The organism is Reichenbachiella sp. (assembly GCF_039941815.1).
GTDB lineage: Bacteria > Bacteroidota > Bacteroidia > Cytophagales > Cyclobacteriaceae > Reichenbachiella.
In genome coordinates, this window is the sequence record NZ_JBDVDW010000057.1 from 108,864 (window position 1) to 127,839 (window position 18,976).

15 protein-coding genes are annotated in these 18,976 nt (G+C 40.0%); 5 read left to right on the top strand and 10 right to left on the bottom strand.

The genetic code is table 11. The features are described from left to right. Positions 1 to 15: 15 nt before the first annotated feature. A complete protein-coding gene (locus ABJF11_RS12425; protein ID WP_348120188.1) occupies positions 16 to 1,140 on the bottom strand; it encodes a PAS domain S-box protein in 1,125 nt (374 codons plus the stop codon). Positions 1,141 to 1,333: 193 nt separating this feature from the next. Continuing rightward, entirely contained in the window at positions 1,334 to 3,700 is a 2,367-nt protein-coding gene (locus tag ABJF11_RS12430; RefSeq protein WP_348120189.1) for an ABC transporter permease, read from the bottom strand. Between the two features lie 179 nt (positions 3,701 to 3,879). Here ABJF11_RS12430 and ABJF11_RS12435 point away from each other — a divergent pair, with 179 nt between their 5' ends. Then, positions 3,880 to 6,333, top strand: a complete 2,454-nt coding sequence (locus tag ABJF11_RS12435) for a caspase family protein (protein ID WP_348120190.1) — start codon at positions 3,880 to 3,882, stop codon at positions 6,331 to 6,333. 3 nt (positions 6,334 to 6,336) lie between these two features. Here ABJF11_RS12435 and ABJF11_RS12440 read toward each other — a convergent pair whose 3' ends face one another. After that, positions 6,337 to 7,536: an AraC family transcriptional regulator gene (locus ABJF11_RS12440; protein ID WP_348120191.1), complete on the bottom strand. Its 1,200-nt coding sequence runs from the start codon at positions 7,534 to 7,536 to the stop codon at positions 6,337 to 6,339. 246 nt (positions 7,537 to 7,782) lie between these two features. On the opposite strand from ABJF11_RS12440, the gene yaaA reads away from it, so the two are divergent. After that, on the top strand, positions 7,783 to 8,562 hold the full coding sequence (gene yaaA, locus ABJF11_RS12445) for a peroxide stress protein YaaA (RefSeq protein ID WP_348120192.1): 780 nt from the start codon (positions 7,783 to 7,785) through the stop codon (positions 8,560 to 8,562). Here the strand turns inward: yaaA and ABJF11_RS12450 are convergent. Next, entirely contained in the window at positions 8,537 to 9,712 is a 1,176-nt protein-coding gene (locus ABJF11_RS12450) for a twitch domain-containing radical SAM protein (RefSeq protein WP_348120193.1), read from the bottom strand. The genes yaaA and ABJF11_RS12450 overlap by 26 nt on opposite strands. A gap of 137 nt (positions 9,713 to 9,849) precedes the next feature. Here ABJF11_RS12450 and ABJF11_RS12455 point away from each other — a divergent pair, with 137 nt between their 5' ends. After that, the gene (locus ABJF11_RS12455; protein ID WP_348120194.1) at positions 9,850 to 10,647 is read left to right on the top strand and encodes a DUF3108 domain-containing protein; all 798 of its coding nucleotides are present in this window, start codon (positions 9,850 to 9,852) and stop codon (positions 10,645 to 10,647) included. Between the two features lie 4 nt (positions 10,648 to 10,651). Here ABJF11_RS12455 and ABJF11_RS12460 read toward each other — a convergent pair whose 3' ends face one another. The 3 genes from ABJF11_RS12460 to ABJF11_RS12470 are packed head-to-tail and all read right to left on the bottom strand — an operon-like array spanning position 10,652 to position 13,879. After that, complete coding sequence (locus tag ABJF11_RS12460; RefSeq protein ID WP_348120195.1) at positions 10,652 to 11,401, bottom strand: LytTR family DNA-binding domain-containing protein; 750 nt, start codon at positions 11,399 to 11,401, stop codon at positions 10,652 to 10,654. Further along, positions 11,394 to 13,388: a histidine kinase gene (locus ABJF11_RS12465; RefSeq protein ID WP_348120196.1), complete on the bottom strand. Its 1,995-nt coding sequence runs from the start codon at positions 13,386 to 13,388 to the stop codon at positions 11,394 to 11,396. The genes ABJF11_RS12460 and ABJF11_RS12465 overlap by 8 nt, the downstream gene beginning before the upstream one ends. Next, positions 13,385 to 13,879, bottom strand: coding sequence for a GyrI-like domain-containing protein (locus ABJF11_RS12470; RefSeq protein ID WP_348120197.1), 495 nt, complete (start codon positions 13,877 to 13,879; stop codon positions 13,385 to 13,387). Before ABJF11_RS12470 ends, ABJF11_RS12465 begins: the two co-directional genes overlap by 4 nt. Positions 13,880 to 14,082: 203 nt before the next feature. Here ABJF11_RS12470 and ABJF11_RS12475 point away from each other — a divergent pair, with 203 nt between their 5' ends. After that, on the top strand, positions 14,083 to 15,237 hold the full coding sequence (locus ABJF11_RS12475; RefSeq protein WP_348120198.1) for a vWA domain-containing protein: 1,155 nt from the start codon (positions 14,083 to 14,085) through the stop codon (positions 15,235 to 15,237). Positions 15,238 to 15,327: 90 nt separating this feature from the next. Then, complete coding sequence (locus ABJF11_RS12480; protein WP_348120199.1) at positions 15,328 to 16,161, top strand: S1-like domain-containing RNA-binding protein; 834 nt, start codon at positions 15,328 to 15,330, stop codon at positions 16,159 to 16,161. Positions 16,162 to 16,297: 136 nt separating this feature from the next. On the opposite strand, the gene ABJF11_RS12485 is transcribed toward ABJF11_RS12480, so the two are convergent. From ABJF11_RS12485 to ABJF11_RS12495, 3 genes are all read right to left on the bottom strand, one after another. Continuing rightward, positions 16,298 to 17,056 (bottom strand): LytTR family DNA-binding domain-containing protein, encoded by a 759-nt coding sequence (locus ABJF11_RS12485; protein ID WP_348120200.1) that lies wholly within the window; start codon positions 17,054 to 17,056, stop codon positions 16,298 to 16,300. Next, complete coding sequence (locus ABJF11_RS12490; RefSeq protein WP_348120201.1) at positions 17,053 to 18,165, bottom strand: histidine kinase; 1,113 nt, start codon at positions 18,163 to 18,165, stop codon at positions 17,053 to 17,055. The genes ABJF11_RS12485 and ABJF11_RS12490 overlap by 4 nt, the downstream gene beginning before the upstream one ends. Positions 18,166 to 18,312: 147 nt before the next feature. Then, entirely contained in the window at positions 18,313 to 18,714 is a 402-nt protein-coding gene (locus ABJF11_RS12495) for a hypothetical protein (RefSeq protein WP_348120202.1), read from the bottom strand. Positions 18,715 to 18,976 lie beyond the last annotated feature (262 nt).

Consider the following 18,976-nt stretch of genomic DNA (forward strand, 5'->3'; position numbering starts at 1 on the left):
TTTCTTTCTTTATTTCTAGTCCAGGTCTAGTTTGGCATTCATCACCCTGATCACTTCATCCAGGTCCATCGTGGCGATTTGTAAGTTGGCCATGAGTTCTTCATAACTCTCACGGTTGTCCCAGGTCATTTTTACAAGATCCAAAATACCTAGTATCGATGAGATAGGCCTACGAATATTATGTGAAGCATAAAATGCATAGTCTTCCAACTTGGCTATGACTGCTTCCTTTTCCTCACGCTGCTTCTTATCTCTTGTGATATCTATGGTCACGGCAATTCTGGCATTCTTCTCTCTGTAGGTAGTGGAATGGCCAGATATTTCCACAGTAAAGGGTGTTCCATCCTTTTTATTATGTTGCCATTCCGAAGCTTTCCATTTGGCATTTAGTTTTTGCTCATAGTCCAGATCAGACGAGTTGGAAGCCAATCCAGCATCTGACTTCAGATCCTTCATGGTCAGCTTTTTGAATTCGTCCAGACTATACCCATACAGAAAAATTGCACCATTGTTTGCATCTAGTATTTCCCACGAGTTGGGGTCATAAATGAGCATGGGTACAGGACTATCATTAAATACTGAGTGATAATTGGCTTCTGTGAGCTGTCGCAATCCCTTTTCTTTGATTCTAAGTTGAGAACTGTAAGATTGAGAAAGGTAGGACGCTGCCGTTGTGAGGTATATTTTATCGTGGGTAGTCCAGCGTATAGCTTCTTGATTTTTCTCTACCAGGATCACTCCCAGCGTAACTTCTTTGTACCATACTTGGATACCAAGCAAGGATTTCACCGCATGATCTTTTACATAGCCCTGACGCAACTCCTCTGTTACCTTACTATTGGCTACGTCATCGACTTTGATGATTAGCTTAGTCTTTAGTGTCTCATAAAATCTCGGAGAACTGGCGACGTCAAACTGCTCGCCTTTGGACATTGAATCTTCAATACGGTCGTAGAGGCAGATATTTTTTAATCCTTTGCCTTCTTGACTAAAAATCCAAAATCCAGCTCGCTCCACATCAAGCTCAAAAGTAAGGGCCGTAAGCACTTCCTGCACCAGTTCCTTGAACCGTCCATTGTGTAAATAATCTGATCTAGAAAGTTGCAGTAAAGTTTTATGCTTTGCTTTTGTCCTTACCATTAAATTGCTGTTCACCGATAATGCATACCCCTGCCTCAGCAGGTGATACTGTGGGATAAAGGGGAGGTTCTAAAATAGACTAACTATAATAGACGCGCAAGATAATGATATTCTATTTTTAGGTCACCCGATGGCTAAAAATAATTTATAGGGTTAATGTCAGTTTTTTTTTTGTAGCAACCTCAATTGCATACTACTCGTCTCGGAGCGATCTTGCCGGATTGGCTTTCGCCACACGTCCTGCCTGATTACCCACTATCAACAATGAAAAGAGCAAGGCAATAACACCCACCAAAGGAAAAATCCACCAATGTACATCTATTCTAATCGGATAACGCTCCAGGTACTGATCCAACAAATACCAGGTGATCGGCGTCGAGATTAAAAATCCGATAAGCACGAGTTTTGAAAAATCTTTTGACATCAGCGCAATTAGGCCTAGAATACTAGCACCCAGCACCTTACGAATACCTATTTCTTTGGTGCGTTGCTCTGCCGTAAATGAAGCCAGACCAAACAATCCAAGTCCCGTGATGAAAATTGCTAATACTGAGAATACAGTTGCAAGATTCTGAGTCATATTTATTGTATCAAATTTGCGTTGAAATTCAACATCAGCAAACTGATAATCAAATGGATAAGCGGGATTGTATCTATTAAAAATAGCTTCTACTGTTTTCAGGTTTTCGTTGATGTTTCCATTGTTTTGCAATCGAACGGTTATCGCATTGATCCAGTCAGGATCTATTATCATAAACATAGGTTTGACCTCGCGATAAGGAGATCCCATGATGACATTATCCGCCACTCCTATTAGCTGTCGATCTTGCCCCCAGAGGTCAAGTGTAGTACCAATTGGATCTTCTAGTCCCATTAGATCAAGAGCCGCTTTGTTAATGACGATGGAGGCAGTATCAGTGGTGAAATCTTTTGAAAAATCTCTGCCCTCGAGCATTTCGATTCCCATGGTTTTGCAGTAGTCATATTCAGTGGCAATCGTGGTGAAAATTACTTTTAGATTGTCTGGCTTACCTGGCCAGCTCAAAAAATTATTTGAATTGATAGAGGTAATTCTGCTATTTGAGCGTGTGACAGCTTCGACTGCTCCAGACTGTAGAAGCTGGGTTTTTAACACGTTATAGTTTTCGGCCAATTCGTCGCTGTAGTCCACAGAAATAAGGTTGGCCTGATCATATCCAAGGTCACGATCCTTCACCAATTCAATCTGTCTAAAAATCACGATGGTACTCACCAACAAAAGTATAGCAAATCCAAACTGCATGACTACCAAAACCTTACGTGGAGAGGTAGCACCTTTGCCTACCTTGATTGTACCCTTTAACGTTTCTACCGGTCGAAAAGAGGAAAGATAAAAGGCTGGATAACTCCCAGATAGTACACCTGTGATCAGAATGATACCAATACCAATATTCCAGAAATCCAAAGACTGATAATTAATAAATAACTCCTTGTCTATTAGCTGATTATATACTGGTAATACAAGTTCTGCTAGTAGAATAGCCAGAACAAAAGAAACCACTGATATGATCATGGATTCTCCCATGAACTGAAGAATTAAATAACTCCTGGTAGACCCCAGGCTCTTCCGAATTCCTACTTCCCTCGCTCGTCGTTCGGAGCGTGCTGTTGCCAGGTTCATAAAGTTGATACAGGCAATTGCCAAAATGAAAATAGCAATAATTGAAAACAATTTTACATGATCATTTCTTCCTTCCTTAGTCTCTCCATTGATAAAGTTGGAATGCAAGCGCCATCGTTCCAATGGATGCAAAAACAACGTCCGTGGCATGTCGTCCTGACCGTTGTCAGCCAACATCGTAGCAATAGACTCATCCACATCTTTTTGTGCATCCTCTGACGATAATTCTACGAATACCTGAAATGAATAATTTCCCCAATTGGTTTTATTCCGTACAACCCACTCGCTAATAAGCTCTCGCTGCTTCCAAGGAACCAAAAACTCAAATTCAAACGATGAATTGCCTGGAACATCTTCAAGAATTCCTGTTACATTTAGATTGACTTTGTCTTCGAATCGAATGATTTTTCCCAAAGGATCCTCATTATTAAACAGAGTTTGTGCAAGAGATTGGCTGATTACTATGGAATAAGGGTCATCGAGTACTACGGCAGGGTCGCCAGTGATAAGCGGATATTCAAACATTTCCAAGAATTCTTCACTTACGTAATATCCTTTTTTAAGAATTCTGGTTTCTTCCACGGTCAGTAATCTATCTCCTCCCCATCCCGTCACCACTGAGTTGACCACACTGCTATGTGCTGTCTTCATTGCTTCGTATGAGGGCAGCGGTATAGATCGCCAGGTATTTATTTTACCATCGAATTCGGCATGCACCCACACTTGATGAAGATTTTTGTACTTAGGAAGGAATTTATCAAATGACAATTCGTCGGAAACCCATAACCAGATCAAAAGGCTACAAACAATACCAATGGATAGCCCCATAATATTGATTGTAGAGTATAATTTGTTCTTGAGAAGATTCCTAAATGCGATTTTGAGAAAGTTTCTTAACATGGTATGTTTGAGAATAGTTGACTTTCTAAGGATAATTCTAATAGTTAAATAGTTGCATTTATCGATAGATTTTTTAATCTGATCGAATAGATGTCCTCATAATCATTCTGTTTGGCCCTTTAAGTAAGAAATACCAGATATTTTCTTAGATTTGGCTCATCAAAAAAACCTCAGGAATCATGAAGCATTTTTCACTAACTCTTTTAGCAGTCAGTATGTTTTGCTATTGCGCCACAGGCCAGGCAAAAAAAGAAGCTGAGTTAGCAGATAATTCAGGTGAAATCACCGATTTTCAAATAGATGAAAATAATAAATACATTGCCATAGGCAACAAGATTGGAATTCTTTCTGTTTTCGATTTTGCTAGTAAAACTGAAAACTATAAAGTTCGGGCACATCGTGACAAGATTAACTTTATCAGGTTTTACTCAGAAGCCAATCAAATTCTCACCTTCACTGATTCTGACATTGTATTCTCTGACGCCTCCAATGGCTCTCAGCTGAGTAAAATTTCGATTTTCGATAAAATTAAGTGGGTGGATTTAAATAACTCAACTAAGCATTTGTACATCCTTGCCTCTAGAGGTGAGGTTGACCCCGTGCAGAAAATCTACAAAATAGAATTGGATAGTAGAAAGTTTGAAGTTTTTCAAACCAATTCGAGTGCAGTGGAAACTTTCAAAACTACGCAAGATGGAAAGTACATGTACATTGGCCGAAGTGAAGAGATTTGGATCAAAGACATCAATCTTGACATCATCGAGAAAAAATTCAAAGACCACGACGCACGCATCGAATCCATGGATGTAAACCCTGCCAAGCCGGGTTGGATGACCAGTACAGACCGTTATACGATAAGGTTCTGGAAAGTGGCATCTGGCAAGAGCTATCTGATGAAATGGAAAGTGGTCCCTACTCCCGAAGATTTTGATAAAATCTATGGCGCCTGGGTACTTAACGAAGACAACAAACTTTTGATCCATGGTGACGAAGGTGTAAAAATCAGAGACGTATCCAACCCACATGATGAAGTGGCCTTAATTTCATCCACAGGATTGAAAATTGATAAGGTAGCTGTGAGCCCGGACAAAGCAACCATCATGCTTCAGATTTCCGATAATAATATAGAAGTATGGAGCAATGGCGCACCCCAGGCAATGACGGCTTCTACTCAGACCCGATCTTCAGCCCCAGCATCAGCAATTGCAACCATCAGTAGCAGCGATGATGTATATAGAAAATATAAGGCAGAGATAGATAAGGAAATGAATCTCCGAGCTGAGCTATTCAGACCTCGCGGTGAGTTCGAACGTACTGCAGATTATGAGTCCAGACTAGAGCAAGCAGAGACGTATAAGGAAGGCATTTTTGATTATTACAGAAATCTGGCTAATAGAGAGGCTGAAGTAGCCAAGGAATTGGAAAAGGCCAGACTTAAAATTCTTGCTGAAAGAGAAAAAAGAGATAGCGAAAGAAGGGCATCTCTATACCGAGATAAAATCGAAGGATCGTATACTGAGTACTACACTCGAATCACAGAGCTAGGCACATACAATGCAGATACAGAAGAGTTTCCAATTACGATTGATGGGATGACGTACAATGTAAATGTACCTTTTGAGAAGGCTCGAGCATTTAAGGAAAATTCTCCTTTCTTTAAGGTAGTAGGAAATAGTCAGCTGTTGGATGATGCAGTGACTATGGATAAGTTTAACTACAAGATCGTAACAGATCGCAAGGATGTTTATGAATTTGGTAAGCAGAAGCAGGCGTTGTTTGTATCGTCTAGTAAAGCGGATGTGTTGCTGAACAACCTGACAAGAGTCGCTCCTGTAGCTGCGCCTGTGGCTTCAGCACCTGCAAACTCCGCTCCTTCGAAGCCGGCAGGTATCTCAGAGATGGACTCCAGAATCGTTGACTACTTTAGCACCAAAACCTATCATGCATTGCTTATCGGTGTAAATAATTATAAAGACCCGTCAATAACTCAACTAGACGGACCCATCAGCGATGCTCGTAAATTGAAGGATGTGTTGACTAGAAATTACACCTTCGAAGAGGAGAATATTACCTTTCTTCAAAACCCTACAAGAACTGAAATTATTGAGACATTTGATGAGCTACAGAGCAAAATAGATGAGGACGACAACCTTTTCATTTTCTATGCAGGTCATGGAGTTTGGGATGAAGATCTAAAACAAGGGTTTTGGTTGCCAAGTGATGCTAAACGAACTTCTAAAGCTGCCTGGTTGTCCAATGCCATGATCCGTGACTACATCGGTGGTATTCATACCAAACATACTTTATTGGTGGCCGACGCATGTTTTAGTGGTGGTATTTTTAAAACCAGAGATGTGTTTATAGAAAATATGGCTTCCCTTGAACTAGCCAAGTTACCAAGTAGAAAAGCTATCACAAGTGGTGCTATGAAAACAGTGCCAGACAAGAGTGTATTCATAGAGTACCTAACGAAGAGATTAGAAGATAATGAACGTAGTCTTTTGCCTGCAGAAATTCTTTTCAGTTCCTTCAAAATAGCCGTAATGAATAATAGTCATGGCCAGGTACCGCAGTTCGGAGATATCAAAGGAGCTGGTGACGAAGGTGGTGACTTTATCTTCCTAAAGAGATAATCGCTATAAAGCATTTTCAGATTTATAGGACAGCGGTGTCTGTCCTGTAAATTTTTTGAATGCCTTGTTAAACGATACCTTATTGTTGAATCCGGCTCGATAGGCCAATTGAATGATATGCTCTCCCTGGCATTCTGTCCGTAGAAACAACTCTTTCACGAATTCAATTCTAAATTGATTGATAAAATCAAAGAAGTTTTTCTCAAAGTATTTATTGATGACCAACGAGACGTTATGCCTTGTAGTGTTCGCCTCTAATGCCAATCGATCGAGTGAAAGATCATTATGAAGGAAGAGTTGATCTTCTTGCATCAACTTAAGGAGAGTGTTTTTCAACTCTTCTTCTCCCCTTTTTGTCAGACCAGAGTTCTTATATTTATGTCTCAACAAAATATTGGACAAAGGCTTCCCTGCCAACACCTGTGGATAGATATATCCCAAAAAACTAACGCAGAAAATAAAAAAAGACATAGCGAATGAGATCATGTAGTCCCATTCCACATTGAAAAAACTGAAATTGACCAGAGCATAGTAGAGTACTATGGTAAAATAATAGCCAGTATAACTCCAAAGTAGGTAATTGAACCAGGGTTTGAGGTATGATTCCCTCAGATTAGCTCTATAATAATGTCGGTAAGACAAAAACAGATAGACGCCAAGATAGGTCAGTTTTAAATAGGCATTGATGGCAATCGCAAATATCAGATAGAGCGTTTTGTTGGTGAGCAACCAGCGTTCGCCCAAGTAATTATCAATAAATAATGGGGTAAGCCCAAGAATGATCAATAATGGAATGATGAAATGAAACCAATCCCGTCGATTCAACTTTTTACCAGTCGTAATATTTCTAATGTAAAGATAAAACAGTGTACCTGACAGAAATATCAAGGGATGATACCAAGCATTGAGATATGGAAAAACCTGATTATATCTCGTCCAATACAGCACATAGCTGAATATCACAATAGAGAAGGTCAGAAGCAAAAAGGCGAGAATCCTATTGGCCTGGACCTGAGCTCCTTTCAGATTGAATAGTGCGATGAATACAAACAACCCTTGGAGCGCTACAAATAGGAAAAGAGAAGTCCAGGTATCAAAGGAAGGTGCGAGGTTTAGCTGAGATTCTGATTGGGCCAAGGCATGCAGCGTGCACGGAATGACCAATAATATTATAGTCAGTATGTTGGTTTTCTGATTAATCAATTCTGAAGATTAGTATTCTCATCAATGATATACTTGGTATAAAGTTCTATTAACATGATCAAATTAAGGTTAAATCTGATAATAATTTCCTTTTCGAATGTAGATCCTGGTTTGCGGAGTCAAAATAAGTTTTGCTACATCCAATTAATGTCTCAATGATAAAAATTTGAAATAGAAAATTATGCAGGAAGAAAGTCATGATCATTCTATTTAAATTCGCCACTCACGACTAGAAGTTTCAAATTAATGATAGCAGTAATTTCTCCAGCCAAAACTCTTGATTTCGAAAATGAAATTCAATTCGATTCACATACGTTGCCGAGGTTCTCTACTCAGACGAATAAGTTGATTAGAGAAATGCGCCAGAGAAAGGAAGAAGAACTCATGTCCATGATGGATGTGAGCGAAAACATCGCTCAGCTCAACGTAAAAAGGTACAAAAATTATAGGCAGCAGCATAGCCTGGACAATTCCAGACCTAGCGTTCATGCTTTCAAAGGAGATGTCTATATCGGTCTGGATGTAGATCAGTTGGATTCATCAGATTTCGAATTTGCTCAATCTCATCTGAGAATTTTATCAGGGCTATATGGCCTGTTACGCCCGATGGACATCATCCAACCCTATAGATTGGAAATGGGTACCAGCGTCTCTATCGGCGACTATACCTCACTCTATGGCTACTGGGGAGATCAAATTGTAAAGTTGATGCACAAGGACCTAAAAGAACAGGAGGATGAGATCATTGTGAATCTGGCTTCAAAAGAATACTTCAAAGCACTAAATAGAAAGAGACTAAAGGCCAGGGTCATCAATGTAGATTTTCTTGATTTTAATAAAAACGACTATAAAGTCATCTCCTTTTTTGCTAAGAAAGCACGCGGGATGATGGCACGCTACATCATTAAAAATCGAATCAGTAATCCTGAAGATCTCAAGGGTTTCGATTATGAGGGATATTATTTCGAACCTACCAATTCCAAAGACAACCATCTGGTATTTAGAAGGGATCAAACAAAGAATTAAGCGCTGGAAAGACCACTTTGAATTGCTCTGATCTCATCTGGTCCAGGGTCTGAATGTGAGTCTTTAGTTGTGTGATTTTTTTTGACCAATCTTCGTGATTCATATATTGAATAACTGATTCAAACTCAGAAATTAAATTTTCACTAATACTGAGCGGTTTCAGCCATTCCAAATGTCTTCTTATATTGGCCTCAGCCTGATGTTTTAAAGATTCGGTTAATATCTTGATATTGTAATAATCGGGTCTGGAGAGCACATTGAGATAGATAGAATCCGCTCCAATCAGTCCTTCGTTTACAAAATATTGATGCAGATCTCCAAGGCCAATTATATTAAATACGCTAATGGTCGGCGCTATCTCCAATTTGGCATGTGGCAATCTCGCCTTGATTGTTGACATATTGTCAATAAACAAGTCCCACTTGAGGCCTTTTCGTATGTACTCTGCCTGATCGTGCAATCCATCTATACTTACAGAAATAGTGAGGTGCTCAAATTTTTCCCAGAGGTCCAGTACAGACCTACTTTTAAGTTTGAGTGTGCTCAAATTTGTATTGTAACTAAGATGAACCGATGTACACGACGTCTGAATGAGTTGGTCGAGCACTTCATAGTGCTCGTTCATCATTAAGGGCTCGCCACCGGCAAAGTAGATCTCTTCAATTTCGTTAGGGTTCTTCAGCAGTTGGCCAATCAAGCTCATATTGTCAGTCGTAGCTTGTATTATAGCTTGCTGACCGAGATTAGTATTTAGCAATTTGGCCTCCTCAAACCAACTCGAACTTGCTCCATGCCAGCAGGTACGACATCTGAGATTGCACAGATTGTTAAATCTGATATCAAAATATATTGGTTTGGAATTTTTTGAAAATCCTGACTCATGAGTCTGCCCTACCCAATCCAGTTTATGGTCAAATTTCTCTAAGGTCTCCAGCCTCATGCTGCTTTTCCCAGCTTCTTCTTTTTGGAAGCATGTAGCACAACGGCGGTCTTTCCTGCCTTCAAGCATCAATCTGCGAAACTGGCGAATAGGTTCTCCATTCCAAATTTCTTCAACAGATTGAGTGTTGATATTTCCAAATGTGATATTGGCATTACAGCATGCCTTTACCATTCCATTTGTATCTATGTACAAATGAAGCCATGGCATAATGCATAAGTTTTGGTTTGGATTTTGCAAGAACTCGGCGACTATGGTTTAAATTAGTGTTTGAAGCTGTTAGAAGCATCAAATCTACGATTTAATGCGGTCAATTGATTATCATTGCTCACCCTAAAATGTGAAGTATGAATTTAAAATTCAGCAAATTTATATTACTGGTTACCTTGTTTTTGAGTCATGCTTTATATGCACAATCCAACGACCCCAACAAGCCAGAGAATAAAAACGAAAGCCTTAAGTATAAACTGAAGCTCGGATGGTTCACCATCGGTAGTGGAGAAGTCACCATAGACAATAGCTCCAACTGGAAAGGCGCTCCATGTTACAAAGTAGGTGTATATGCAGAAACCCTTGGTTTGGGCAATTGGCTAGGCAGCCTGGATGATCATTATACTTCGATAATCGACAAACGCACCTTAAAACCAATGTATAATGAAAAAAACGTAGCGAGTGGCAGTAGTACATGGGAGCAGTGGACCAATTTTGATTATGATTCTATGATCGTAAATGTGAAAGTCTTGGATCATAAGAGAGATGAGCCTAATCGATCCTGGCGGGTTCAACTTGAAAAAGACACACAGGATGTACTAGGGACTTTTATGTATTTCAAACACTACAACTGGTTCGGACTCAATCATGGGGATTCGGTAATGCTGACAACGCACTATGAAGACAAACTATACAAGGTGGGCGTGCGATATATGGGGCAAGAAATTCTAGAATTTAATGGGCGAAACGTAGGCGCTTATCGCTTGCATTTACTACTTCCTGAAAACGAAAAACTGAAAAAAGAACGGCCGGTGGAAATTTGGATTAGCTCAGACAAAAATCAATATCCACTTTTAATTCAAACCAAACTCCCCTTTTTGGGTAAAGGTCGAGTAGAATTGGTAGAACTGAATAATAGAGAGCCCCTTTTCTAAAAAACTATTTGAAGACTTCAAGAAACTGAGGCTTTTTCTTTGGGGATACTTCCAACTCCACATTGTTTTCCATGGTGACATACCCACCTTTTCCTTTGGTATAGCGGACTACGTAATCCGTATTGATAAGACTAGATCTATGAATACGTACAAACTTGCTGCTAGGCAGCATGTCTTCGAAGTGCTTCAGCGTTTTTGATATCAAAAGAGGTTTTCCTTCTGTCAAGTGAAATTTTGTGAAATTGTCGTCTGCTTCACAATAGATTATATTATCTATTGGTACAATTTCAAAACCCTCAAAAGTGGGCAGCATTATCTTCTTTGGTCGTTCGTTCTCCTGTTTGATATTATCAAGTAATACCTGTACATGAAACGAATCAGAATCCTTTTCCCGTTCTAGCTTGATCTTTTCTACTGCCGAAACCAATTCATCAATATCAAGCGGCTTGAGTAGATAGTAGGCCGCACTCATGTTCAAAGCCTGAATAGCATAATTATCGTATGCCGTTACAAATACAGTTTCGAAAGTGATTTCTTTCACTTTTTCCAGAAGGTCAAACCCAGTACCATAGGGCATTTCTATATCAAGAAAGACCAAATCAGGGCGGTGCTTTTCTATGGCCTTCAAGCCCAACTCTATATTCTTACACTCTTCGAGTAAGCTTACGTCAGGACAGTACTTTTTGAGGTAATTAGATAGAATTTGCCTACTATCCTCCTCGTCATCTACCAATATGGCTTTCAGTTTACCCATGTTTTAAAGGGGTTAGGATTTCTACTCTGGTACCGGCATGCTCACCATCCAGATCTGTAATTTTAATTTCGAAGTTAGTTTGGTATACCGCATTAATAATACTCACTCGCTCCAGGGTATTCTTCAAGCCTACCGAATTCTTTTTCTTTTGGTTAGCCGTCTTCAGTCGTCCCGACTCTTTACGGCCGATACCGTTGTCCTCCACACTGATTTGAATTCCGCCTTCATTTCGTATCATATTCACCTGCAAGTGTCCCCTTTCTTCTTTATATCTGAGTCCATGCCAGATGGCATTTTCTATATAGGGCTGAATCAACATAGGCGGGATATCCACTTCATCCAGATCTATTGATGGGTCTATCTCAAAGTCATAGTCAAATTGATCTCTAAATCGATAATGCTCTAGCTTTAGATACAGAGTAAGTAGCTCTTGCTCTTCGCGCATGCTTATAAAATCCTTCTGTGAATTGTCAAGTACCATTCGCATCAATTTGGAGAACTCGGCTAAAAACTTATTGGCTGCCCTTTCATCATTCAAGGCTATGAATTGATTCACAGAGTTTAAGGCATTAAAAATAAAGTGCGGGTTCATTTGCGTCCGCAGAGACTTTAGAGCCAGTAATTGCCCTGTTTTTTTAATTTTTTTAGCGTTTCTGTAGATCAATACTGAGCCAAATAAGACCAAAATCAAAACGATCAGAAGTCCATAAATCAGTATGCGTTGCGCATTCAATTGCTGCGCCTGAAGTGCTGTCGTTGTTTCTTCCAATTTGAAACTGGACTCGTCTAGTGCAAGATCTTTGGTTAATTCTTGAATGTCTTGCTGCTTCTTGAGTAGAGTTTCACGAAGACTTCTTTGTTCCTGCTCTTGTTGAAGGAGGCCTTCCATAGCGAGACTGTATTTTTTATAGGCATTCAGCGCCTTAGTACTATTTCCTGAATGGTTATAGGATTCTGCCAAAGAAGAATAGACTTTTGCCTGCTCCCTAAAATCTGAGGTTTTTTCGGCCAATACCGCCGCCTTCTCGAGCTGCTCAATAGCATCAGAAGTGCGACCTTGCGACCTGAGCACTTTACCAATGGCCTGTCTTTGTTTTGTCGCCTGTAGAGGAAGATTTGCATCCGCTTTATTCACGGCGATTTTTTCTCTGAGCGCTAGTTCCTCTTCCTTTCTATCTTGCTGTTGATAGATGTTGAGAAGCTCTTCTGCTTCTTCATCTTGCAAAAAGTCTTCGGCTACTACGATCTCTTCCATCACCTCATCTTCGTCATAGCTGACGTCCCCCTGATCTGATTTTATTTCACTAGGCACCAAAGCATTCTCAGCAGCCTCAAAATCTTCTTGTTGAGCGAAAGCTCTCGCCTTGATCGCTCGTCCTCGAGACTGCAATGAATTGGATTCTTTATAGGTGGTCGATGGTTCGAGTTGGCTAACTCTTTCTAGCGCTTTCGGTGAGTCGCCCAGTGCAACTTCTATCTCTGCTAGCTTCAGTTCTATTTCTAGCTTCTTTTGCTCCTCCGAGGTCTCGGTAAGGAGTAATTCATAATATCGATTTGCATCAACAAAATTTTGTAATTCGAATGCGGATCTACCCATACCTTCCAGAGCAACTCTATATTCTTTCGTCGTACGATAGTTCTTTTTCAGCCTTTGATAGGATTCAAAATAGTTTTGATATGCTAATTCCAGTTCATTGAGACTTTCATTGATCTTTCCCAAGGTGAGATAGCATCTGGCTTCTTCAAAAGTGCTCTTTAGTGTGATGCTTGTGGCCAGGGCTTGCTCGACTTTCGCTAAAGCAGCCGCAGCGTCCTGATACATCAGCTGCTCAGCCTCCAACAATAATGCTGGCACACTTTGATCGGTAGATATATTTCTTCTTGATAGGCTTTCATACTTAGACTTTTTACTCTTCTCCTGCCCCATTACTGTAGCAGTAGAAAGTAAGAGAAATAAAAAGAGCGCTATATTTTTTGAAATTCTCAAAGTGATTTTTTGACTATTGGAAACCAGATTTCTTCTTCAGAATTTGGATCTTGATTGATATACTTGTCCCCCAGGACTTCATACTGCGGTCGAGAATAATCAGGATCGTACTCACTATTTGGAAGCCATTCCTGAAGAATATATTGTAAGGTAATTGGAAAATCACTGGCCAGTCCTTTATGAGTAAAAACCGCATATTTCCCTCCTACAAGGTCGAATTGTTTCATTCCATCCGGAACACCCTCTACTTTGCTCACCTCCATGGTTGCCCACTTGGTAAAACTGGTATGCTCATCTGCGCTATACCAGTCAAAGCCTTGATTGAATACTTGTAAGGAAAATTTATCCTCTGATACCAGATACTGAATCTCCCTTCTTCTAGGCATGAATTGCCCCCAAAGCATTCCTGTAAGGTTTGACGCATAGGACATTTCCTTAGAGAATCCAATAAGTTTTTTTGGCATTAAATCTACAATCTGAGGCTCTTGCATATACTTCACTAAAGTAGGTGACTCAACAAATTTGCATACAAAACAATGGAATAAAAAACCCGTGATTCAATGATATAAGCTGAATATCCTCTGTCACTCAATTAAATACTGAGTTCCCTCAATCAAAAGGCCTATTCACTCATTTCAGCTATTTTCTCTCGATGGTAACGCTCAGATTTGAAGTATCAATTAAAAATAGAATCATGAAAAATTCAATCACAACTTCAGTTCGAACTATCGCTTTCTTTCTAATAAGTATTCTCGCTCTAGGCTGTATGTCTCCCAACAGCAAAGCCCAAGCTCAGCCAGCACCTGACAAACAAAAAATAATGCTCGCCTTGTTGCTCGACACCAGCAACAGCATGGATGGTCTGATCGATCAGGCCAAATCGCAATTATGGACAATTGTAAACGAACTATCCGCTGCCAAATGTTCTGATGGTGCCAGGCCGGAGATTCAAATCGCTCTCTTCGAGTATGGAAACGATGGCCTACCGAGGACAGAGGGTTACATGCGGATGGTCACAAATCTTACCTCTGATCTGGATGAGATTTCCGAAAAACTCTTTGCACTTACTACTAATGGTGGTGAGGAATACTGTGGGTATGCGATAGACAAGTCAATCAAAAAGCTAGACTGGTCTAAATCTAATGCAGATCTCAAAATGATCTTCATTGCCGGAAATGAGCCCTTCAGCCAAGGAAGTGTGGCCTATGAGTCTTCATGCCAGTTGGCCAAGGACAACGACATCGTAGTCAATACAATATTTTGTGGCAACTATAACGAAGGTGTTCGCACCTCGTGGAGACATGGAGCAACACTGACTGGAGGGTCGTATATGAGTATCGAACAAGACAGGAAAACGGTATATGTTCGCACTCCCTATGATGATGAAATAGATCGTCTCAATGATGAAATGAACCGAACATATATACATTACGGTAGAGATGGGAAAGATAAGAAAGAGAAACAAATGAAGCAGGATGCCAATGCTGCCTCGTACGGTCAGGCCAACAAGGTTAAAAGAGCTATTTCCAAAAGTTCTCATGCCTACAAAAACTCAAGTTGGGATCTGGTTGATGCCTATGAGGAAAACGATGAAGTAATAGAAACTATGATAGATGAAGAACTTCCTGAACCCATGCAAGATATGAGCTCGACTGAGAGAAAAGCATACATTAAAGAGTATTCGGAACAGAGAGCGTCTATCAAAAAACAGATTCAAACATTGAGTGTCAAACGAAAAACATACATAGCCGAAAATCAGCCAAAAGAGGCTAATCAGAACACCTTGGACAATGCCATGATCAATTCAATCAAGTCAGTAGGTAAATCCAAATCGTTAACCTTCGATTGACAAGCATTATTAAATACGACTTTCACACTAAAAGGTCAAGACTGATAAGTCTTGACCTTTTTTAATTTAGAAAAGGCCTAGCTTTGTGTCATGATAGAAATAGGTCGAAATAATTCCCTCTCCATTACCCGACTGGTTCCTCCCGGTGCCGTCCTTAAGGATGATGAAGAAAATGAAGTTCTTCTTCCAAACAAGTACGTTCCAGAAAATGCGAAAGAAGGTGATGAACTAAATGTATTTGTATATACAGACTCAGAAGACCGCCCGGTAGCCACGACTCTTGTACCCAAGGTCATGAGAAGCGAATTTGCTTGTCTTGAAGTGAAGGACGTCAATAATATAGGAGCCTTCATGGATATGGGATTGGAAAAGGATCTATTAGTCCCATTCAGCGAACAGCAAAAAAACATGCGTCCAGGTCAATGGCACATGGTTTATGTCTATTTAGATCAAATCACCAAAAGACTAGCAGCTAGCGCCAAAATCCATCATTATATAGCTACTGAAAATATACCTCTCGAAAAGGACGAACAAGTGGATTTGATCATCGGGGAAACCACTCCTATAGGCACTGCCGTCATCGTTAACAACAAGTATCAGGGGCTGGTCTATGAAAACGAAGTATTTGAAGAACTACTCAAAGGGGAAAAAATGATCGGCTTCGTGAAGGAGGTGCGTGAAGATGGAAAAATCGATGTTAGCCTGAGAAAAATTGGCTTGGAGCAATTAGAAGATGGTGCAGCCAAAATTCTCGAACGCCTGGAGCTCAACAACGGACGGCTGTCGATACACGACAAAAGCACACCAGAGGAAATCCAAATGATGCTACAGATGAGCAAGAAAAACTTCAAAAGATCGCTGGGTATCCTATACAAACAAAAAAAAGTCAAATTGAATGATAATGGCATCGAATTGATCAAATAAAAAACCTTCCCGCACCACCGGGAAGGCTACTTGAACTCAAACAGATCTGCAATTAACCTGCAATCATCTTATTTGTACCCAACTAAGATATATTGACTGATTCCTCAATTCAAGTAACCCGTGTCAGACCGTTAGGTCAGTGATGAGCGGTTCGCTCAGTGATGTGTTTTTTAAATGATCTGGATGAGCATACTTCAATTCCGTTTTTGAGCAAAAACTTAAACTCATTGTTTCCTTGATAAGTCTGCTTGCTGATCCAGTTTTTGTTCAGCACATAGGTTCTATGTATCCTAAGAAAATGATCTGGGCTGAGCTCTGTCTCGAGGATATTCATGGCAATTCTAAAAAGATAGTCCCGTCGCTCGGTAAACAATTTTACATAATTGCCTTGCGCCTCAAAATAGATTACATCATCCACGGGCACTTCGATTTCAAATCCCTTCTCTTTAATCAGAAAATTACTTCTGTATTGACCCGTAGGTGCTTCATACGATTGCAGCAAGCTTTTCATCTGTTCGGCCAGCTTAGATGTTTTATCTGAAGACAACCTCTCTTTAACCAACTCCAGAGAGCTGGCTAGCCTTTCTTCGTCGAATGGTTTTAGCAGATAGTCCAGGGCATGCACCTCAAAGGCCTGGAGTGCATACTGATTATATGCTGTGGTAAAAACGATATACGGTATTTTATTTAATTGATTAATCACATCAAATCCACCCAAATCTGGCATTTGAATATCAAGAAAAACAAGGTTAGGTGCTTTGTTTTGAATAAGTTCTATACCAAGAGATCCATTTTTAGCCTCGCCTACGAGTTCAAACTCCTGGTGGTCTTCCAACAGTTTTTTAAGTCTTTCGCGAGCCAGGAACTCATCATCTATTATCACGCATCTAATCATGTATCAAAGGGGATTCGGATTTCAGATTTATAGTTATTAGCATCCAATTTTTCAAATCTACAGAAATACTTTTGACCATAATTTTGTTCAAGTCTCATCTCGACGTTGCGCAGCCCAATGCCAAATCCCTTCGTTCCGATGCTGCTCAACTCAAGCTCATCTGAGTTATTGATTTCTAGCTTCAGCCACGGTTGCATCGATCCATTTTTGAACAGTGACGCGCATACCTCAATTTTGCTCAATCCTGTACTTTTTGCCACACCATGTTTAATGCAATTTTCTACCAATGGCTGCAAAATCAAGGCAGGAACTTTACCAGTAATTACTTGCTCTTCTATGGCAAAACTCAGCTCCATTCGATCCTGAAATCGAATTTCTTCCAACTCCAGGTAGTTCCGGATAAATTTCATTTCCTCCTGCAGCGTCACATACTCCCCTTCATCGCGAGCCAGCATACTCCGCAAGAGATCTCCCACTTTTGTAATCATCCGCTGCGCCTTTTTTACATCTATATCTATCATCGACGAAATAGAATGCAGCGTATTAAATATGAAATGTGGATGCAATTGCATTTTCAAGGCATCGAGTTCGGCCTTTGCAAGATCACGCTCTTTATTGGCGAGTTTTTTTTGATAGTCTATCGCCATAAATACTCCTATAATCACCAAGGCTTCAATCAAACTGGTAAAAGATCCCGTAATCAGCTCAGAACGATTGTTGCTACCGAAAAAATCCCTCATATATCCGCTTTGCAGATAATAACTGAAATTGTACAACCAAAGGGCCAATGTGTTTTGACTCACTGCGATCAGAGAGACCTTGAGTATAAATCTGACATGAATCCAATTGAGTATACCACTCCATTTTGACAACTGTTGACCAGTTCTAAACAGAAGTGGTGCAAGCATCGCCCAAATAAGATTTCCTATGAATTGTTTTATGGCAATCGTTACCCAGCTGAATTGAAAGTCAAATTCATTAGCAACATGATACGCGTATTGCTGGGTCAATTGAAATGTGGATACTCCTAGCACAATTAGACCTATTGTCACCCCTGAAAGGGGGAGCCGATCAAAGTATGCCTTTATAAAACGCTTAACTGACAACATCAATATCCATTATTTCTATGGTTAAAGATACGGCAAGGCAAGAGCTATCGCCAGCCTTGTGTGACTATTTGCATAAAATGTGATAGTCTGATTTGATCAGTAAAGAATCAGTTATTAGCAACAAAAAGACCAATGGTTTTTGTAAACCTATTGGTCTTCCTTCTCTTCTGTGGCCAGGTCTTGCTCTGTTTCTGCCACTACTACTTCCCTTTCAATTTCTGTGATATGAAGCATATACTGTTTGTCAAGAACAAATCCATAATCGCTATTTTCGATTAATTCAGTTGCCTTTGTAGATCTATCAAGAACTGCATACAAGCTTTTAGCGACTGCTGATCCATTGACAGCGCGATTTGGCCTGCCACCCAAGAACTCAACATCGAAAGTATGTCCGCCTTTTTCCTTAGGATTGATATCATGAAATTCATGTTTTAGAAATTGATAATCCTGAGGCCCATCTTTTGCGTTGATCATTAACCTCAGAATAACCGGGCGATATTTATTCCATAAGTACGAGTATTTTAGACTATCGAGAGCATGATATTCCATATCAATTTATTGTTTAATGTGTCCTAGTGTTAATTTTATGATGACAAAAAGCCTATTCCCATCCGGAATTTTAGGCTCGTAACATTTTTCTGCAAATAGATGTGGTGGCAGACGACAATTTAGCTTAACGAAAGGCTAAAATGACCATGACACAAAAAAAAGTGCCTATATCCATCAGCTGGCCGTCTATTTGAAGAGTCGTGCTCCGCTCCTATCAAGTTGAAAAAGAAGATCTCAAATCGAGCAAACAATAGTGCTCCGT

What these genes read in the sequence shown, in the direction of transcription:
- yaaA (WP_348120192.1), top strand. Translation starts at nt 7,783, where the DNA reads ATGATAGCAGTAATTTCTCCAGCCAAAACTCTTGATTTCGAAAATGAA.
- ABJF11_RS12430 (WP_348120189.1), bottom strand. Translation starts at nt 3,700, where the DNA reads ATGTTAAGAAACTTTCTCAAAATCGCATTTAGGAATCTTCTCAAGAAC.
- ABJF11_RS12450 (WP_348120193.1), bottom strand. Translation starts at nt 9,712, where the DNA reads ATGCCATGGCTTCATTTGTACATAGATACAAATGGAATGGTAAAGGCA.
- ABJF11_RS12475 (WP_348120198.1), top strand. Translation starts at nt 14,083, where the DNA reads ATGAAAAATTCAATCACAACTTCAGTTCGAACTATCGCTTTCTTTCTA.
- ABJF11_RS12435 (WP_348120190.1), top strand. Translation starts at nt 3,880, where the DNA reads ATGAAGCATTTTTCACTAACTCTTTTAGCAGTCAGTATGTTTTGCTAT.
- ABJF11_RS12455 (WP_348120194.1), top strand. Translation starts at nt 9,850, where the DNA reads ATGAATTTAAAATTCAGCAAATTTATATTACTGGTTACCTTGTTTTTG.
- ABJF11_RS12490 (WP_348120201.1), bottom strand. Translation starts at nt 18,165, where the DNA reads ATGTTGTCAGTTAAGCGTTTTATAAAGGCATACTTTGATCGGCTCCCC.
- ABJF11_RS12470 (WP_348120197.1), bottom strand. Translation starts at nt 13,879, where the DNA reads ATGCAAGAGCCTCAGATTGTAGATTTAATGCCAAAAAAACTTATTGGA.
- ABJF11_RS12460 (WP_348120195.1), bottom strand. Translation starts at nt 11,401, where the DNA reads ATGGGTAAACTGAAAGCCATATTGGTAGATGACGAGGAGGATAGTAGG.
- ABJF11_RS12480 (WP_348120199.1), top strand. Translation starts at nt 15,328, where the DNA reads ATGATAGAAATAGGTCGAAATAATTCCCTCTCCATTACCCGACTGGTT.
- ABJF11_RS12485 (WP_348120200.1), bottom strand. Translation starts at nt 17,056, where the DNA reads ATGATTAGATGCGTGATAATAGATGATGAGTTCCTGGCTCGCGAAAGA.
- ABJF11_RS12495 (WP_348120202.1), bottom strand. Translation starts at nt 18,714, where the DNA reads ATGGAATATCATGCTCTCGATAGTCTAAAATACTCGTACTTATGGAAT.
- ABJF11_RS12425 (WP_348120188.1), bottom strand. Translation starts at nt 1,140, where the DNA reads ATGGTAAGGACAAAAGCAAAGCATAAAACTTTACTGCAACTTTCTAGA.